This window comes from Methanobrevibacter sp., from assembly GCF_030539875.1.
Classification (GTDB): Archaea; Methanobacteriota; Methanobacteria; order Methanobacteriales; family Methanobacteriaceae; genus Methanocatella.
This window is the reverse complement of record NZ_JAUNXI010000010.1, coordinates 58,002-74,173: the sequence shown is the minus strand read 5'-3', so window position 1 is coordinate 74,173 and position 16,172 is coordinate 58,002. Positions and strand designations below refer to the sequence as shown.

Here is a 16,172-nt window from a genome sequence, read left to right as displayed (position 1 = left end):
GGGATGAGAATAATGCGATTTACTAAAAATCACTTAAGTTCTTGAAAGTGCCTTTTACATTAATGTTATTAACTATTTGCTATCAATATATCTTCATGAAAGGAATTATTGGAGCAATTGGCGGGGATATAGTTGGCTCAACCAGGGAGTTTAATCCAATCAAGACAAAAGATTTTAAACTTTTCAAACATAACTCCACATTTACTGATGATACCGTAATGACACTGGCTGTTGCAAACTGGTTAATAAAGGATATGAATTCACAGGAATTATTGGTTAGGCAACTGCAGTATTGGGGCAACATATATCCCGATATAGGTTATGGCAGAAGCTTTAAAAACTGGTTAGGTGAAAGCAATCCCAAACCTTATGGAAGCTGGGCAAACGGATCTGCAATGAGGGTGTCTCCATGCTCATGGGCTGCAGATTCACTGGTGGAATCTCAAAAGCTGGCAAAAATCTCAGCTGTTGTAACCCATAATCATCCTGAAGGATTAAAAGGAGCGCTTGCAACATCCGATGCAATTTACCTTGCAAGAAATGGTGCAGGTAAAGATAAAATTAAAAATCATGTTGAGGCTAATTACAGTTATGATTTAAGCAGGAGTGTTGATGAAATACGGCCGGATTATTCTTTTGATGTTTCATGTGCAGGCAGTGTTCCTGAAGCGATTATCTGTTTTTTAGAGGGTGATTCTTTTGAAGACACTATTAGGAATGCAGTTTCCCTTGGAGGAGATGCCGATACGCAGGCAGCAATAGCCGGAAGCATTGCATCAGCATATTGGGATGTTTCTAAAGAAATTGCATATAATTCCATCAACCGCTTAAATTTTGACTTGTTGAATGTTTTCATTGATTTTGAAGAAAAATTTATGTGATTTTATTTTTTATTTTTCTTTTGTAACTTGTTCAGCTGGTTCATAAACCTCTCGTCATAGTTTCTTGCAATAACTTCGTATTTATTCCATATTCCTATTGCCGTTTCGGGAATTACATTTCTTTTATCTTCACTAAACTTTGTATAGGTGTGCATCATTTCCTTGGAATCGGAAATTAGGACTTTAACAAATGGCACGTCCGCTTTTTGAATGTTCACGTCTGAATCTTCAAATAACTTAAGGATATTAACCTCTTCTTCGTTAATGTAGCATGTGGGTGAGGCTAAAATATTTACTTTTAAACCTCGTCTTTTTTTAAATGCTTTGAGTAATGCCTCTCCTTCCCCTTCAAATAAAAATCCTATTCTCATATTTACGGATGATTTTGCAAGTGCAATAATCTCAACCTCCTGATTTATGATTTTTTCGACTCCGTATATTCTCCAGATCGGCGCTTGAACTTGGCTCATTCCGTTTTCATAGATGTATGTCAGCCTTGTTATTGCGTCGTCTAACTGTGAGTTTATTCTATTTTTTTCACGGCCCAATACTTCAACGGGGGATCTTACAGAGTATGTTAGAGGTCTTCCATCTTCAACGTCAATATAGTTCTTAGTTATTAGTCCTTTAAGAACATCATATATTTTGCTTCTTGGAATCCCCGCTTTTTGAGCTATTTCACTTGCCGTTGAGGAGATTAGTGAAGTAAGTGTTACATATGCCTGAGCTTCATACATTGTAAGTCCTATTCTTTTAAGTGTAGCTATACTTTCCTTCATGTATATTGGTTTGTTTTATATCATATATTAATACTTACTTTTACCCCTTGAAAAGTGACAAAATATTTATATTCTAAAATTGATTAACATATATTCAACAATCTTAAAAGAGGTAATTATTATGGCAGATGGATTAGATATGTTTTGTTATCAATGTTCCCAAACCGCAAAAGGTACAGGATGTACTGTAAGTGGGGTTTGTGGTAAAAACGCGACTGTAGCAAGATTGCAGGATAATTTAATATTCACCCTGAAAGGTATCAGTGCTTATAACTATAATGCAAATGTTTTGGGTAAATTCGATCCTGAAATTGATGCATTTTTAACAAAAGGCCTATACACCACATTAACCAATGTCAACTTTGATGCAGGAGATTTGGTTGCTCTTGCTCTTGAAGCGGGCAAATTCAGTGTAGATGTAATGAGATTACTTAAGGACGCGCACATCGAAGCTTACGGTGAACCGCAACCTGTTGAAGTAAAAGTGGGTGCACAGGAAGGACCTGCAATTATTATAACAGGCCACGACTTGAAAGCGTTAGAAGAGCTATTAAAGCAGGTTGAAGGAACAGACATTAAAGTTTACACCCACTCCGAAATGCTGCCTGCTCACGGATATCCCGGACTTAATAAATATGAAAACTTGGCAGGTCAGTTAGGCGGGGCATGGCACGATCAAAGAACAATCTTTAAAAAATACAATGCTGCTATCGTCGGAACAAGCAACTGTGTATTGCCTGCACATGATGCATATAAGGAAAGGATGTTCACTATGGATGTGGCTAAACTTGAAGGTGTTAAAACTATTGAGGATTATGACTTTTCACAGGTAATCGAATGTGCAAAATCTCTTGGTTCCCTTGAAGCTGAAGAATTAACCACAATTACTACCGGCTGGAGTGCAGGAGCTATTGTGGAGCATGCAGATGCAATCAAAAAATTAGTACTGGAAGGTAAAATCAGAAGATTCTTTGTTGTAGGGGGATGTGACAAGGCATCTAAACACAATAACTACTACAGGGAATTTGTACAAAATTTACCGCAGGATACTGTTGTCTTGACATTGGCATGCGGAAAATACAAATTCAATGACTTGGATTTAGGCGACATTGAAGGAATCCCAAGATTGCTGGATGTAGGTCAGTGCAATGACACCATTGTTGCAGTTGACGTGGCGTTGGCTTTATGCGAATTGTTTGACATGGAATTAAATGACTTGCCGTTAACAATTGTCTTAAGCTGGATGGAACAGAAAGCAGCTGCAGTACTTTGGGCTTTGCTATATCTTGGAAAAACAGACATGTGGATTGGACCTGTACTTCCTGCATGGTGTAATGATGACATTTTAAATGTGTTGGTTGAAAACTATAATTTAACACCAACTTCAGGTAACGCTCTAGTTGATATTAAAAAAATCATGGGAGAATAGCTATGAATGAAGATATTAAATCCAAAGCTTTGAATATACAGTCATTGCTGGACTATCAGAAGGACAGTGTTGTAAGCCGTGAAGTAATCAAAAAAGAGTTAGGTACAGTTACATTCTTTGCTTTTGATCAGGGCCAGGGATTGTCTGAACACTCAGCTCCTTTTGATGCAATGGTTCAGGTTATTGATGGTGAAGCTGAAATTACAATTTCAGGTGTAAAAAATACTGTCAGTGCAGGAGAAATAATCATAATGCCTGCAGATGAACCTCATGCGCTTCAGGCTGAAAACTCTCCATTTAAAATGATTTTAACCATGATTAAATCAAATTAATTTCATTTTATCCTAACTAAATAGAATTTTATACCACATTTTATCAAATCAGGGTTATATTGGGTGAATTTACCTGATATTAACCCTTGTTTTAATATTTTAAAATCGAAAAATGTTCATCACTTATTTTTTCCACCATACCATAATCCAGTCCGCCTTATCTTTAACATTATAGTATTTTTGACTTTCCTGGTCGTATGTAAGAATTCTTTCCAGATATTTTTTAAGAAGCTCCTTTTCCTCATCGCTGTATAATTCGAGTCTGAATTTGCCGTTGTCCATAGCTTCCTCGATGCTGTTATACTCACGGTAATTATTAAGGTCAAATCTCTCAATATTTGCATAGATTCCTAAGTTAAACAGGATATTAAATAGATAGTTGTAATCAGGGAAATTTTCTGTTTTCCTGCCGAGTTCCTCTTCAAAATCCTTTTCGATTTTTTTGTTTTCAGGTCCGAAAACAGTTATAAAAACATATTTTTTTGCAATTTTATTAAGTTCGGATAGTGTCTCATCAATTGGAATAATCCCGTTAAGTGATCTGGAACAGACTACAACATCAACATCACCGATATCTTCATGTCTGATTTCTTCAATTGGCTTTAGAACGGTTTCAACATTTTCAATGTTATTGTCTCTGCATCTTTTTTCGAGATATTCTAACATTTTGCCGGAAGAGTCGAGTCCAATTACCTTTTTTACCTTTTTAGCTATTGGAATTGTAACGCTTCCTTCACCACAGCCAACATCCAGAACTGTGTCATTTTCATCTAAAATTAATTTATCAAATAATGCGTCCTGATAGTCGTCTTTTCGGGTTCGCTTGTAAAATCCGGCAGCTGCTTTGTCCCAATCTTTATCTATTTTATTTTCTAAGCGTTCTTGCCAAAATTTTACCCAGTCTATTTCATTCGGATTTTCAATACATTGTTTCATCTTTACACCTTTGTTTTTCCACTTAAAACATTTTGATAGTCTTTGAAGTTTTCCTTTAAGAGTTCAGGAATATCCAGTTCATATGGACATTTGTCAACGCAGGAATAACATTCGCTGCAGTCTTTTGTGCGATTCATAATTTCTTGAGTTTTTTCATCTAAATTTGGTTCAGTTGGAAAACGCCTAATCCAGAGTGACATTCTAGCACATAAACTAATGTTGATTTCTTCAGGACATGGCATACAGTATCCGCAGCCTCTGCAGAAGTTTACTCCAAGCTCTTTTTTATCTCTTTCAATATTTTCTCTCAAATCATCAGTTAAAATGGTATTTGAATCATAGGATAGGAATTCGTCAAGCTCTTCCATCTTTTGGATTCCCCAGATGGGCAGAACATTATCAAACTGATTAATATATGCAAAACTTGCTTTGGAATTTTTAATTAAACCTCCCCCCAGAGCCTTCATTGCAATAAAACCTACATCTAATTGTTTGCATCTTTCAACAAGCATTATCTCGTCACTGCCGCTTAAATATGAAAAAGGATATTGTAGGGTTTCATAAAGTCCGCAGTCTAGTGCTTCATGGGCATGGGAAATTTTATGTGTTGTAATTCCAATGTGTTTTACTAAACCTTCCTCTTCAGCATCAAGCATTGCTTTGTATAGTTCATCATCCGCTTTGGGGCAGAAAGAGATATTGTGAAACTGGTATAAATCAACGTAGTCCCTTTTTAAGTTTTTAAGTGAAGTTTCTAAATCACTCCAAAAGTCTTCAGGAGTTTCTGCCGCGGTTTTTGTGGCGATGAAGATATTTTCGCCAAAATCTTCAAATGCATTTCCAAGCTTTTCCTCACTGTCAGTGTAAAAACGCGCTGAATCGTAAAAGTTAATTCCGTTATTATATGCTTTTCTAAGTATTTCACTAGATTCCTTCTCGCTTATTCTCTGGATTGGAAGGGCACCAAATCCATTTTTATTCACTTCAAGATTTGTTTTTCCAAGTCTCATTTTAATAACCATTCATTTTTAGCAGGATGTATAATATCAGTACAATAATCAGAATAATGAATGAATTTTTAGTTGAAAAGAATTTGGTTTTTCTAAATTCCTCATCTTCAACTGTTCCTTTTTTCATTATTCTCTCTTTTTCAAAGGAACATTTCTGATAGATGGATTCAATGTCTTTCGGAAGCCTGCCATGTTCATTTAACATGTTGATTGTTTTGTTTAGGAATTTAATGGCATTTTTGTCATCTTCAAGTTTAACACAACAGAAAGCGGCCTTATAGTTGAAATTGGTAACGAGTTCCAAATCGCCCTCAATTTTACTTTCATAATCCAGACAATTTCTGTATTCTTTCAGGGCATCTTCATATCTTTCAAGTTCAAATAATGCATCGCCTTTTGCATTAAACCCGATTAATGTGTCTTCTTCAAGAAGTGACTTTTCCAGATACACAAGTGCTTCTTCATTTTTACCGTTCTTCTGAAGCATTTGGCCTTTGTATAAATCAGATTTCTGGCTGCCTCCAAACTGATTTTCATAGTTGTTGAGATGAGTTAAAGCATCTTCGTATCTTTTTGCTTTGATTAAGAGTTCAATTTTACTGATTAATAGTTCTTTTTTTGAAATCCTCGGCTTTTCTATTTTAGAGTAATTGCTATAGTTTTTATATGCATTTTGCATGTATTTTAAAGATTCATCAATGTCTCCTTTGTTAAACCGGGACATTGCCTTGTCGCATAATACGTTGATTGAATTAGGTTGCAGTTCTAAATATTCGTTAAAGTATTTCTCGCCGTAATCCCCGTTGTCATGTGTCTCATCATAATATTGATAATATATTCCTTTTTCTTCAAGTGCCGGCAGATAATTAGCTTCTATTAACAAATCTAAAATTGATATATAGTCATTAATATCGTCTTTTGAATGCCTTTTTCTTGCAAGGATAAGTGCATCCTTATAATTTTCTTTTTCAATATCCTCTTTTGCTTTTTTAATAATATCGCTCATTATATCAACTTAAATTTTTTTTAAATTAATCTTATCTTAATATTTATATATCTTCAATTAGATAAATAATAATGCTTATTTTTATATTAAATTAATTAAATTGTGATGATTAAATGAATGATTTAGAAAAAATTGTTTATAAACATGCTTTATTAAACGCAGCCAAACACAAGGGAAGCGCAAATCCCGGTGCTGTAATAGGTTCTATCATGTCAAATGAACCGGAACTTAGAAGTAAGGCAAAAGAAATCGGTCCCTTAGCAGGTAAAATTGTAGCAAAAGTCAATGCTTTATCCATTGAAGAGCAAGCAAGTGAAATGGAATCATTTGGTGTGGAAGTCCAAGAGAAAAAACCAAAAACTAAAGAAGAAGGACTTCAGGAACTTCCAGGAACTCATGAAAACATTGTGTTGCGTTTTGCTCCAAATCCAAGCGGACCTCTGCATATTGGACACTCAAGAGCAGCTGTTCCAAATGCAGAATATGTAAAACGACACAACGGAAAATTAATCTTAAGAATAGAGGACACAGATCCAAAAAGGGTATTTGAACCGGCTTATGAAATGATTCCGCAGGATTTGGAATGGTTGGGCATTACTCCATCTGAAGTAATTTATCAGTCAGACAGATTTGAGATTTATTATGATTACGCCCGCCAGCTAATTGAAAATGGCGCAGCTTACATGTGCACATGCGATGGAGCAACATTTAAAGAACTTAAAGATAATTGCAAACCTTGCCCATGCAGGGATAACAGTGTAGATGAAAACCTTGAACTGTGGGATAAATTCGACACATTAAAAACCGGTGAAGCGGTACTTAGGGTAAAAACAGATATTAATCATAAGAATCCTGCTATTCGTGATTGGGTTGCAATGAGATTGGTTGATGAAGAGCATCCTCGTTTAGGTACTAAATACAGAATATATCCGATGATGAACTTTTCTGTTGCAGTTGATGATCATTTAATGGGAATGACTCATGTTTTAAGAGGTAAGGATCATCTGGCAAACAGCGAAAAGCAAAAATACTTATACGACCATATGGGATGGGATCTGCCTGAATTTATCCATTATGGAAGGCTTAAAATGGAAGATATTGCACTCAGCACTTCAAAGGCAATGGCTGGAATTGAAGACGGAACTTATAGCGGATGGGATGATCCTCGTCTTGGAACTTTAAGGGCTATTGCAAGAAGGGGAATTGATCCTAGAACCATTTATAATTTAATAACCGAAATAGGTGTTAAAATGGCTGATTCAGCTATTAGCTGGAAAAAAATCTACGGATTAAATCGCAATTTCCTCGAGCCAATTGCAAACAGATATTTCTTCTGTGAAGAACCTGTAAAAATCGAGGTTGACGGATACTCTGATGGTGAAGTCTTAATCGAAAGACCTCTCCATGCGGACCACACTGAAAGGGGAAATAGGATACTGCCATTTGAAGGAAGTGCATATTTAGCAAAAGAAGACATTGCAGACGGGCTTTTTAGACTGATGGATGCGGTTAATGTTGAAATTAATGAAGGCAAGGTAAGTTATCATTCAACTTCTTTTGAAGATGCAAGAGAGGTAAAAGCCAGAATTATTCAATGGGTTCCGACTGAAGATAATGTGGATGTTAAAATCGTAATGGATGATGCATCTGTTAAAACAGGACTTGGTGAAGGTGCACTCCGTGATTTGGAAGTCGGCGACATTGTCCAATTTGAAAGAGTAGGATTTGCCCGTTTAGATGAAATCAGAGACGGGGAACTAGTATTTTATTATGCGCATAAGTAGATGATATTATGACTATGTTTACAAATGGATTTTCAACCCTCCAAATACCAAAGGATTTTGAACCTGTCAGTACTAAAGACGAATTCACTGATTTGTATATTGTAAATACTCAGATTCCAATGTCAATTAAATTTTCAACAACTCCTACTTTGGCAGGTCTTCCGGCTATAAAAGAGGATATTGAAAACAATATTGGCAGCAACCCCCGAATCGATTTGATATTGTCTGATTTCGTTCCGATTAATGATGATATTTACTATATGGTGGTTTCTTCTTTTTCAGATGGTGAAAAAGAAATCAGGCGTAATGAATTTCTATATGTTGAGGATGATAATCTATATATTTTTGAGTTTACCTATCCTTATGCAGATAGGGAACTTGATAATTTTTATTTAGACATTATCCGTTCTTTAAAAATCAGTGTTCCTAAATATATTGTGGAAGATGGCGGTTATAAGCTTAATGAATAATTTTTTAAAAAAAGGATTGATTAAAAAGATATTTCAGTATATCTTTTTAACATCTTCCGGTTTAATTTTAATATTCTGACGTCTGTACCTAACAGAGATATCATCACCGTTGATAGCGTAAACCTGACTTGAATAGGTTTCACCTAAATGATTGAAGATTATTTCATCTCCTTTTTTAAGCACAAGTTCATTGTTGTTTATTTTTATTTTAATATTGTCTCTTTCAGGTTTGTCTTTAATCATTCCAACTTTTTGTTGTGAAGATTCTGCTTCAGGAGCATTTGCTATGTTGAAAACTCTGCGGCTGTTTTCTTGTCTTAATCTTTCATCAGCATCCTCGTAGAGTGATTCATAATCAATATGGGTTTCATTTATAATAGGTTCAAATTCCTCATATTCATTGACATTTCTGATGTAGGTTTCCTCGTCATCATGAGGAGGTATTTCTTCTGCTTCGGGATTTAGTTTATCTTTAACTTCCTGGAAGAGTTTTGAACCTTTGATTTTGTTGGTAATCCTATCTAAATCTTTTCTATAGTCCAGATCCATACCTTCATCATCATCTCCAAATATATTTGCATCATCAATAGGAGCTCCGAATTCATAATCTTTTGTTTCCCCTATTTTATTTGGAGACTTAAGGGTTGGCTCTTTTATTTCTTCATTAGGAATGTCGATTTCATCATTATTAGGGTTTAATAAAGCGTCGGTAATGTCTTTGTCTTTAGAAACACTTTTCTCTTTTTCTTTTTCTTCTTTATAAACAGAAGTAATTGCTTCATCAATGTTTTTTTGTGATGCGGTGGATGTTTCTATTTCACCAGAGTCTTCTTCTGTTTCTTTTTCTTCTTTATCCAATAAACCGTTGATTGTTTCAGGTTCATTAACAATCTCCTCAATGAGAGGTTCGGATTTATTTTCATGTCTTTTCTTAATGCTTTCCTTAAGTTCGATTAATTCTTTATCATCTTCAGGTTTTGGTGTTTCTTTATCTCTTTCATCATCTTTTCTTTTAGATTCTTTAATTAATTCATCAATTGTGAACAAATCTTTTAATTCGGTTTTGTCTTCTTTATTTTGAGTCATAATATCCATCTGGTTTTGTTTTATTGGTTCTTGAAATTTCTTAACTTTATTCCCGTAATCAATAAGAACTTGGTTTGCAGATTCATATTCATAATTTGGCAAGTCGTTATTATTAGCTTCCGGAACAATATATGCGTCATCATTTGAAGTCGGGGTGTTTTCCGGGTATAAATTAATATTTTGAGATTTTTGGGTTGTTTCAGATAACTTATTGGAACTGATTTTTTCTTTTCCTTTAGACAATATTCCATTTATACTTTCACTGCCTGGAATAATTGATCCTTCGTCCTGTTCGAGTTCATTACCTTTATAATGTAATTTAACGACTATAATGGCTATTATACCAATTATTAAAATAGTTATCCAAATTAATATTGTAATTTCATTCATATTTCCAACCCTAAAATTTTAATCTTAATATTATATTATAATATTCCTTAATTTAAATATTATTATGTTGTTTCACACTTTCTTTTTTTATCCATGTTGAAGAAAAACTTTTTTTATAAATTAATTTTTATTCAACATGATTTTTAATTTAACAATTATTTTATATATGCTTAAATAAAATATATATTAGATTAATAATTTATTATGAGGATTAATAATGGTAGTTAAAATCAATGAGAATTATCTTAAATTAAAAAGCAGTTATCTTTTTGTTGAAGTAGCTAGAAGAGAAGCGGAATTTATAAAACAGAATCCTGATGCCAATGTAATAAAAATGGGCATTGGGGATGTTACTAAGCCATTAGTTCCTTCTGTTGTAAAAGCATTCAGTGAGGCTGTTGAGGAGATGGGAAATGCCGATACATTCATGGGTTATGGGCCGGAACAAGGTTATGAATTTTTAGCACAGGCTATTAAAGACGACTATAAAAAATACGGTGTTGACATTGACACTTCAGAAGTATTCATCAGCGACGGTGCTAAATGTGATACCGGTAATATTCAGGAAATATTCGGCATTGACAATAAAATCGCAGTAACCGATCCGGTTTATACAGTATATGTTGATACCAATGTGATGGCCGGAAGAACAGGTGAGATGAAAGATGGTGTTTATGAAGGTTTAACCTACCTTAAATGCAATGCTGAAAATGCATTCATTCCGGAGTTGCCGTCCGAACCTGTTGATATTATTTATTTATGCTATCCGAACAATCCGACCGGAACCACTTTAACCAAGGATCAGTTAAAAGTATTTGTTGATTATGCAAAAGAAAACAAAGCCATTATTTTATTTGACGCTGCCTATGAAGCATTTATTAATGAAGATAATGTTCCTCACAGTATTTATGAAATTGAAGGTGCAAAAGAAGTAGCTATTGAATTTAAAAGCTTTTCAAAAACTGCAGGATTTACAGGAACCCGTTGCGCATACACAGTTGTTCCAAAACAGTTAGTAGGATATGACAGTGAAGGAGGGGAAGTTGAAATTAATCCGTTGTGGAGTAGAAGACAAACAACTAAATTCAATGGTGTGTCTTATCCTGTGCAAAAAGCAGCAGAAGCCACCTATTCTGAGGAAGGTCAAAAGGAAATTAGGCAAGTCATTGACTATTACATGGCAAATGCAAAGATTATTCGCGAAAGTTTGTCCGATATAGGTTTGGAAGTTTATGGAGGAATAAGCTCACCATACATCTGGGTTAAAACTCCAAACAACATGGATTCATGGGCATTTTTCGATTTATTGTTAAATGAGGCAAACGTAATTGGAACTCCAGGTTCAGGATTTGGTCCAAGCGGTGAAGGTTATTTGAGACTTACTGCATTTAATACGTTGGAAAATACTAAAGAGGCAATGGACAGAATTTCAAAATTAGAATTTTAGGTGTTTAAATTGAAAACAATAGAAAAAGAAATAGCAATCGAAGAAGGCGACTCATTTAAAACAATTTTATCAAAGTATGGGGCACTAGCCCTTGACAAACAGGAAAACCTGTCAGAATTGATTGGTGAGACCATTGGAGATTTGGATATAGAAAATGCTGTAATTTCCTTCAATGATATTGAAATGCCTGTTCAAATACTAGGTTTCTACTCACAGGATTTAAATCAGTGGGCATGGGCATGGGATAATGAAGATATCTTTGGTAAAGATTTAATTCTCTCCGCATTAGAAATCAAAGAAATTGGAGATAAATTTGAAGTTCCTGAATTCAACTCCCCATTAATTCAAGCAGATTTTGATTTTTGCCATACTATTGCCATGGCTTCAACCTCTATTTTAGGCTTTGACGGTTATTATGCAGTTTCAGATGATGGATTGGATATTTTTGTAGCAGTCAAGTCCGATTCAATCGAGGAAAATAATTCTGTTGAAAAGTTTAGAGATACTTTCTACACTTTCCAAAAGAATTTCAATGTTTTCCCGAAAGTAGCTTTTGAAGCATATACAAAGCTTAAAGGATATAGCTTTAAACCTCACGATGAATTTTATCTAGCCAAAATTGGCGAAGCCCGCGTTATGGCAGGATTTACTGAAAGAGGAAATATCACCCGTATTTTAATGTTTGGTGATGAGGAATAGTGATTTTATGAATCAAGATTTAGCTGATGAATTTGAATATATGAAAGATTTGCTTGCTAAATCCGGATTTTTTGACAATGAGGAAATGATGGAGATACTGGAAGACCAGTTTATTGATGAGGATATTGATTTGTCCTGTCTTTCTGTTTCTTCTAATAATTTTTCAAATGAAAACTTTGCAAAATTAGAAAATGCATTTAATGGCCTGGCTTGTGAAGGCATTGTAGCTGTTCATAATTGCGGCTATGATATCAAAGAGGGGGTAAACGATGCATTTGAACTGTTTGTCCATCTGAATAATAATAAATTCTCAGCTGAAGGTTTTTGTTTTTATACTTTTGAAGATGTTGAGGAAGCTGTTTTTGACAGCAAATTAAAAATAACATTTGGTGATTTTGAAAATAATGAAGATAAGGCACTTGAAATCGGTAAAACCGTTTTCAAATATCTGAAAGAGGAAAATTTCTCTATTAATTGGGATGAGTCTATTAACAATCAAATTGAAATTAACCCCTTCAAGTGGGATAAGTCATATAGTCCCGAAAAGGAATATGAAATTGAAGGGGCATATGAAGTTTTCGTTAAGAATAGGTGTTAGGATGAATACAAGGTCTTTAAAGTTAATTCGGGATGTTATTATTAATTCCGGTAAATTAGTTTCAATTGAAATTTCTCAAGATTCAATTTATTTGCAGTTTATGGATGTGGAACTCGGGACTCCGAGAATGGATGAGAGCTTTTCTCTGGTTGTCAGATTTGCCCAAGATTCTTTTTTCTCAGCCTTTTACAATAATATATGGGATATTGATTTTCTGTCAAAATATAACTATAAACATCATCTGTTAAGTGAGGAAGTATTGTTTAAGGTCAGGGATATTAAATTCATAGATTTCGAATACTTAAATACCTTTTACCATAATTATAAAAAAGAAAAAACAGTTTCTGTTGTTGAAGATTTTGACATTCACAATATCCGAAATGACTTTTTCATGTTGATTGAAACAGATGAGATAGCTATTGCCGTTGGGGGAGATCAGATGGACTTCTTCTCACCATTTGAAAGGTTAGACGATTCATCCCTTCGCGAACTTTCCAACCAGTGGATGCTTTACTTTTTGAAATACCATCAGAAAAGAAATATTATTAAGGACCCGATGTGTGAAAATCACCCGTTGAAGTTACGTTGATTTTATTCTTTTTTATTATCATATAAGTGTTTTTATTGTATTTGGTTATTTCATTATTGTTTATCATTCAATTGAAAGTTTTATTGCCATGATCTTGATTTCGGATGGAATTTTACTGTTGTTTCATGATTATCTGTCGAATAATTGTTATGTCCTTTTTAATCGTGAATTGAATTTCAAAGCATTCTTTTTAACATGGGCAGTATTTTTTTTTTTAATATATTCCTATGTTCTCTTCCCCAAAAACGATTTAAGTATGTATTTATAATATTGGTTTTGATTAAAAAGATTTATATGGTCCTGGTTTGATGAAAGCGGCATATGGTACTTTTTTAACACCTTTGCTTGTGATTTATGAAAATGATTGTGTTGCTGATGGATCAGCAAGTAATTTTAATGTAACATGGGAGCGTATCAGTCCTGTATGTGTTTCATTATGTAATGATTATAACAGTTTGTATATTACTGGTGAGTCTGACCATAATATGGGTCGTGAAACAATAGGAAACCATAGTGATGTTTGGAAGTTTAATTTTGCTACAAGTTTCAGTTTCAGTTTAGTTGAACAATTGGTGGGTAATAATGTATGGAATACCACAAAGATTGGCAGTGTTACTCTTGGTTTAATTGAAAGTTATATGAACAATGAAACTCTGGAGATTTTCACAAGCAATGGTTATATTTTTATCAAACATGCTTATGATAATAGTAATTTATGGTTTTTAGATTTGGAAACTGATATTGTACGGGATTACTTTAGCAATTATGGGTTACTAGGAACAATGCCCTGTTATCATGACAATATTACCGAAAATGCATGGAAATACGGTGAAAAAATATTAAATAAATCAAGTAATGAGTATTCTGATTTAGAATCAGTTGAGAATTATTAATAAATAGTATTTTATTCAATAATCCTCTTGGAAATGATGAATCTGAAGTGGAATCGTTTTTTACTAATTTAATTGTGGGAATTGTAGGTGGAGAGTTAGTTTCAGCAGGCATTACTCTTACAGCAGGTGGATTAATTACAGGAGATATTCCATTATCTATTGCGGAATATTTTTATTTGCATCAGGAGAAGTTGGATTATTATATGCTGATGGATTATTGGATGGGGAAATAACATATATTGATGCAGCATTTTTCCTTTTAGATAATGTTTTATCTTTTATTGGGCTAGGAGGTTCTTTAAAAATAGGCACCCAAATTACCAAAGTTACGGTTGAGCGAATAATACTTTCAAAAGGAGGAAAAATTGCAACTATAACTTCAATCAATATTGATGAGAATTTGATTAGATATGGTCCAATTGAGTTAATATTAAAAAACAATTATGATGATTCAGTTATTGATCAAATAATTATTTTTTTCAATACTAATATTATTCCTCAAGTATTTAAAGATGCAATTGAAAATAAATAAAATAGTGTATATTATGAAATCATTCGCTGAGATTATGAGGACTAGTTGGAGAGATTTGAATTCATATGAACTAAAATATTATGCATTGGGTTTAATTATAGAATGTGAATTCTTATCATTCATTACTTCAGTTTTCATTACTTTTTTAATTGGAGATTTTAGTTATTTATTAATTTCATTTATGGGTTTATCTTTTTCATCACTGATAATAATTTTAATTATTTATAAACGTGATTATTTAAATGGAAAATATGTCTTATTCGATATGATGCATCCAGGAATTTCATATCAGGGAATGGTTTTCATTCTATTTGGAGTTAGTGGATTATTATCTACTTGTATTGGAATTTTAGCTTTTAAACAGGGCGGTTTGTATTCCTCTATTGCTTTTAGTTTAATAGAATTTTTCCCACCAATATTTATGTTTTTGAAATTAAATGTATATAATAATGAAAGCAGAGAGTATTTAAATGACCTTAAAAATAGCATGACTTTTGGGTATCATCCATTCTATTATTATATGTTATCTCTTATGGTTTGTAATGGTCCAATGGGCATTTCACTTTTATGGATATTTAAAAGTATTTTTCAAAATGGAATGTCTTTGAATCATAGTTTATTTTATTTTTTACTATCATTCTGTTTATTTTGCTTTGTACTGTCTCCAGATAAAATTAATAACATAATTCCATTTGAATTAAAAACACAAAAAGGATTTAAAAAATATGCATTTTTATCATTAATTTTAACAACCACATTATTAATATCAATGATGTGGAGGTAATAACATGTTTGTAGGAAAGAATAAAGGTCGTCAATTAGCAAGATATATTGCTTTAATGTATATTATTTTGTGGATTTTATTTATTATATTTATGGTAGTTAGATTTAATCTTAATGAACTTTTTGATATTGATTTGATAATGCCATTAATTATAACCACTATTGTTGACATCTCATTGTCATTAATTATTTACATATCATCATATAAAATTAAAAATAATAATCAATTATGTATTTTATATAGTGTTATTTGTTTATTTTCAATTTTTTGGTATTTTAATTGGTTTGGATTGATTTTATTAATACTATTTATAATTACCATAGTAATAATCAAATTTGGAAGAGATGGCTCTTTCAAAAACTTAAGTGATTTGGATTGAAATTAATTTTTTGGAGCAACATTTTTTCTGTTCTATTTTTCCTTTATTTTTAATTTAGAAGTATTAAAATTAATATAATAAGTGAAGATAATATATTAATATGTCTACAGTAAATATAAAAGCCTAAAGTTGTATTTTATTTGATAAA

At 33.0% G+C, this 16,172-nt stretch carries 18 protein-coding genes; 13 read left to right on the top strand and 5 right to left on the bottom strand.

The window, feature by feature from the left end; genetic code table 11:
• Positions 1-95 precede the first annotated feature (95 nt).
• Positions 96-881: an ADP-ribosylglycohydrolase family protein gene (locus tag Q4Q16_RS05450; protein WP_303346713.1), complete on the top strand. Its 786-nt coding sequence runs from the start codon at positions 96-98 to the stop codon at positions 879-881.
• Between the two features lie 2 nt (positions 882-883).
• Here Q4Q16_RS05450 and Q4Q16_RS05445 read toward each other — a convergent pair whose 3' ends face one another.
• Complete coding sequence (locus Q4Q16_RS05445; protein ID WP_303346712.1) at positions 884-1,660, bottom strand: TrmB family transcriptional regulator; 777 nt, start codon at positions 1,658-1,660, stop codon at positions 884-886.
• Positions 1,661-1,781: 121 nt separating this feature from the next.
• On the opposite strand from Q4Q16_RS05445, the gene hcp reads away from it, so the two are divergent.
• Both hcp and Q4Q16_RS05435 read left to right on the top strand, forming a co-directional pair.
• The gene (hcp, locus tag Q4Q16_RS05440; protein ID WP_303346711.1) at positions 1,782-3,089 is read left to right on the top strand and encodes a hydroxylamine reductase; all 1,308 of its coding nucleotides are present in this window, start codon (positions 1,782-1,784) and stop codon (positions 3,087-3,089) included.
• Between the two features lie 2 nt (positions 3,090-3,091).
• Positions 3,092-3,421: a cupin domain-containing protein gene (locus Q4Q16_RS05435; protein WP_303346710.1), complete on the top strand. Its 330-nt coding sequence runs from the start codon at positions 3,092-3,094 to the stop codon at positions 3,419-3,421.
• Positions 3,422-3,544: 123 nt separating this feature from the next.
• Here the strand turns inward: Q4Q16_RS05435 and Q4Q16_RS05430 are convergent, their stop codons facing one another.
• From Q4Q16_RS05430 to Q4Q16_RS05420, 3 genes are read right to left on the bottom strand one after another with little or no spacing between them, the layout of a single operon-like run.
• Positions 3,545-4,357, bottom strand: coding sequence for a class I SAM-dependent methyltransferase (locus Q4Q16_RS05430; protein WP_303346709.1), 813 nt, complete (start codon positions 4,355-4,357; stop codon positions 3,545-3,547).
• Between the two features lie 2 nt (positions 4,358-4,359).
• On the bottom strand, positions 4,360-5,367 hold the full coding sequence (locus Q4Q16_RS05425; protein ID WP_303346708.1) for an aldo/keto reductase: 1,008 nt from the start codon (positions 5,365-5,367) through the stop codon (positions 4,360-4,362).
• A gap of 1 nt (position 5,368) precedes the next feature.
• Entirely contained in the window at positions 5,369-6,373 is a 1,005-nt protein-coding gene (locus Q4Q16_RS05420; protein WP_303346707.1) for a tetratricopeptide repeat protein, read from the bottom strand.
• A gap of 113 nt (positions 6,374-6,486) precedes the next feature.
• Here Q4Q16_RS05420 and Q4Q16_RS05415 point away from each other — a divergent pair, with 113 nt between their 5' ends.
• Entirely contained in the window at positions 6,487-8,157 is a 1,671-nt protein-coding gene (locus tag Q4Q16_RS05415) for a glutamate--tRNA ligase (protein ID WP_303346706.1), read from the top strand.
• An 8-nt stretch (positions 8,158-8,165) separates the two neighbouring features.
• Positions 8,166-8,627 carry a hypothetical protein gene (locus Q4Q16_RS05410; RefSeq protein WP_303346705.1) on the top strand — a complete coding sequence of 154 codons (462 nt, stop codon included), beginning with the start codon at positions 8,166-8,168 and terminating at the stop codon, positions 8,625-8,627.
• Between the two features lie 33 nt (positions 8,628-8,660).
• Here Q4Q16_RS05410 and Q4Q16_RS05405 read toward each other — a convergent pair whose 3' ends face one another.
• Entirely contained in the window at positions 8,661-10,103 is a 1,443-nt protein-coding gene (locus tag Q4Q16_RS05405; RefSeq protein WP_303346704.1) for an ATPase, read from the bottom strand.
• A 217-nt stretch (positions 10,104-10,320) separates the two neighbouring features.
• Between Q4Q16_RS05405 and Q4Q16_RS05400 the strand changes: the two genes are divergently transcribed.
• From Q4Q16_RS05400 to Q4Q16_RS05365, 8 genes are all read left to right on the top strand, one after another.
• Positions 10,321-11,550, top strand: a complete 1,230-nt coding sequence (locus tag Q4Q16_RS05400) for an LL-diaminopimelate aminotransferase (protein WP_303346703.1) — start codon at positions 10,321-10,323, stop codon at positions 11,548-11,550.
• Positions 11,551-12,249 carry a DUF6882 domain-containing protein gene (locus Q4Q16_RS05395; RefSeq protein ID WP_303346702.1) on the top strand — a complete coding sequence of 233 codons (699 nt, stop codon included), beginning with the start codon at positions 11,551-11,553 and terminating at the stop codon, positions 12,247-12,249.
• Positions 12,250-12,256: 7 nt separating this feature from the next.
• Positions 12,257-12,847 carry a hypothetical protein gene (locus Q4Q16_RS05390; protein ID WP_303346701.1) on the top strand — a complete coding sequence of 197 codons (591 nt, stop codon included), beginning with the start codon at positions 12,257-12,259 and terminating at the stop codon, positions 12,845-12,847.
• A gap of 1 nt (position 12,848) precedes the next feature.
• Positions 12,849-13,436, top strand: a complete 588-nt coding sequence (locus Q4Q16_RS05385; RefSeq protein WP_303346700.1) for a hypothetical protein — start codon at positions 12,849-12,851, stop codon at positions 13,434-13,436.
• A 308-nt stretch (positions 13,437-13,744) separates the two neighbouring features.
• Positions 13,745-14,329, top strand: a complete 585-nt coding sequence (locus Q4Q16_RS05380; protein ID WP_303346699.1) for a hypothetical protein — start codon at positions 13,745-13,747, stop codon at positions 14,327-14,329.
• Positions 14,330-14,376: 47 nt separating this feature from the next.
• Positions 14,377-14,562, top strand: a complete 186-nt coding sequence (locus Q4Q16_RS05375) for a hypothetical protein (RefSeq protein ID WP_303346698.1) — start codon at positions 14,377-14,379, stop codon at positions 14,560-14,562.
• Positions 14,547-14,861 (top strand): hypothetical protein, encoded by a 315-nt coding sequence (locus tag Q4Q16_RS05370; RefSeq protein ID WP_303346697.1) that lies wholly within the window; start codon positions 14,547-14,549, stop codon positions 14,859-14,861. Before Q4Q16_RS05375 ends, Q4Q16_RS05370 begins: the two co-directional genes overlap by 16 nt.
• The gene (locus Q4Q16_RS05365; protein ID WP_303346696.1) at positions 14,848-15,645 is read left to right on the top strand and encodes a hypothetical protein; all 798 of its coding nucleotides are present in this window, start codon (positions 14,848-14,850) and stop codon (positions 15,643-15,645) included. The genes Q4Q16_RS05370 and Q4Q16_RS05365 overlap by 14 nt, the downstream gene beginning before the upstream one ends.
• Positions 15,646-16,172: the final 527 nt, after the last annotated feature.

Excerpts from the sequence above, each read along its gene's own strand:
- Q4Q16_RS05450 (WP_303346713.1), top strand. The coding sequence starts at position 96 with ATGAAAGGAATTATTGGAGCAATTGGCGGGGATATAGTTGGCTCAACC.
- Q4Q16_RS05445 (WP_303346712.1), bottom strand. The coding sequence starts at position 1,660 with ATGAAGGAAAGTATAGCTACACTTAAAAGAATAGGACTTACAATGTAT.
- hcp (WP_303346711.1), top strand. The coding sequence starts at position 1,782 with ATGGCAGATGGATTAGATATGTTTTGTTATCAATGTTCCCAAACCGCA.
- Q4Q16_RS05435 (WP_303346710.1), top strand. The coding sequence starts at position 3,092 with ATGAATGAAGATATTAAATCCAAAGCTTTGAATATACAGTCATTGCTG.
- Q4Q16_RS05430 (WP_303346709.1), bottom strand. The coding sequence starts at position 4,357 with ATGAAACAATGTATTGAAAATCCGAATGAAATAGACTGGGTAAAATTT.
- Q4Q16_RS05425 (WP_303346708.1), bottom strand. The coding sequence starts at position 5,367 with ATGAGACTTGGAAAAACAAATCTTGAAGTGAATAAAAATGGATTTGGT.
- Q4Q16_RS05420 (WP_303346707.1), bottom strand. The coding sequence starts at position 6,373 with ATGAGCGATATTATTAAAAAAGCAAAAGAGGATATTGAAAAAGAAAAT.
- Q4Q16_RS05415 (WP_303346706.1), top strand. The coding sequence starts at position 6,487 with ATGAATGATTTAGAAAAAATTGTTTATAAACATGCTTTATTAAACGCA.
- Q4Q16_RS05410 (WP_303346705.1), top strand. The coding sequence starts at position 8,166 with ATGACTATGTTTACAAATGGATTTTCAACCCTCCAAATACCAAAGGAT.
- Q4Q16_RS05405 (WP_303346704.1), bottom strand. The coding sequence starts at position 10,103 with ATGAATGAAATTACAATATTAATTTGGATAACTATTTTAATAATTGGT.
- Q4Q16_RS05400 (WP_303346703.1), top strand. The coding sequence starts at position 10,321 with ATGGTAGTTAAAATCAATGAGAATTATCTTAAATTAAAAAGCAGTTAT.
- Q4Q16_RS05390 (WP_303346701.1), top strand. The coding sequence starts at position 12,257 with ATGAATCAAGATTTAGCTGATGAATTTGAATATATGAAAGATTTGCTT.
- Q4Q16_RS05385 (WP_303346700.1), top strand. The coding sequence starts at position 12,849 with ATGAATACAAGGTCTTTAAAGTTAATTCGGGATGTTATTATTAATTCC.
- Q4Q16_RS05380 (WP_303346699.1), top strand. The coding sequence starts at position 13,745 with ATGAAAGCGGCATATGGTACTTTTTTAACACCTTTGCTTGTGATTTAT.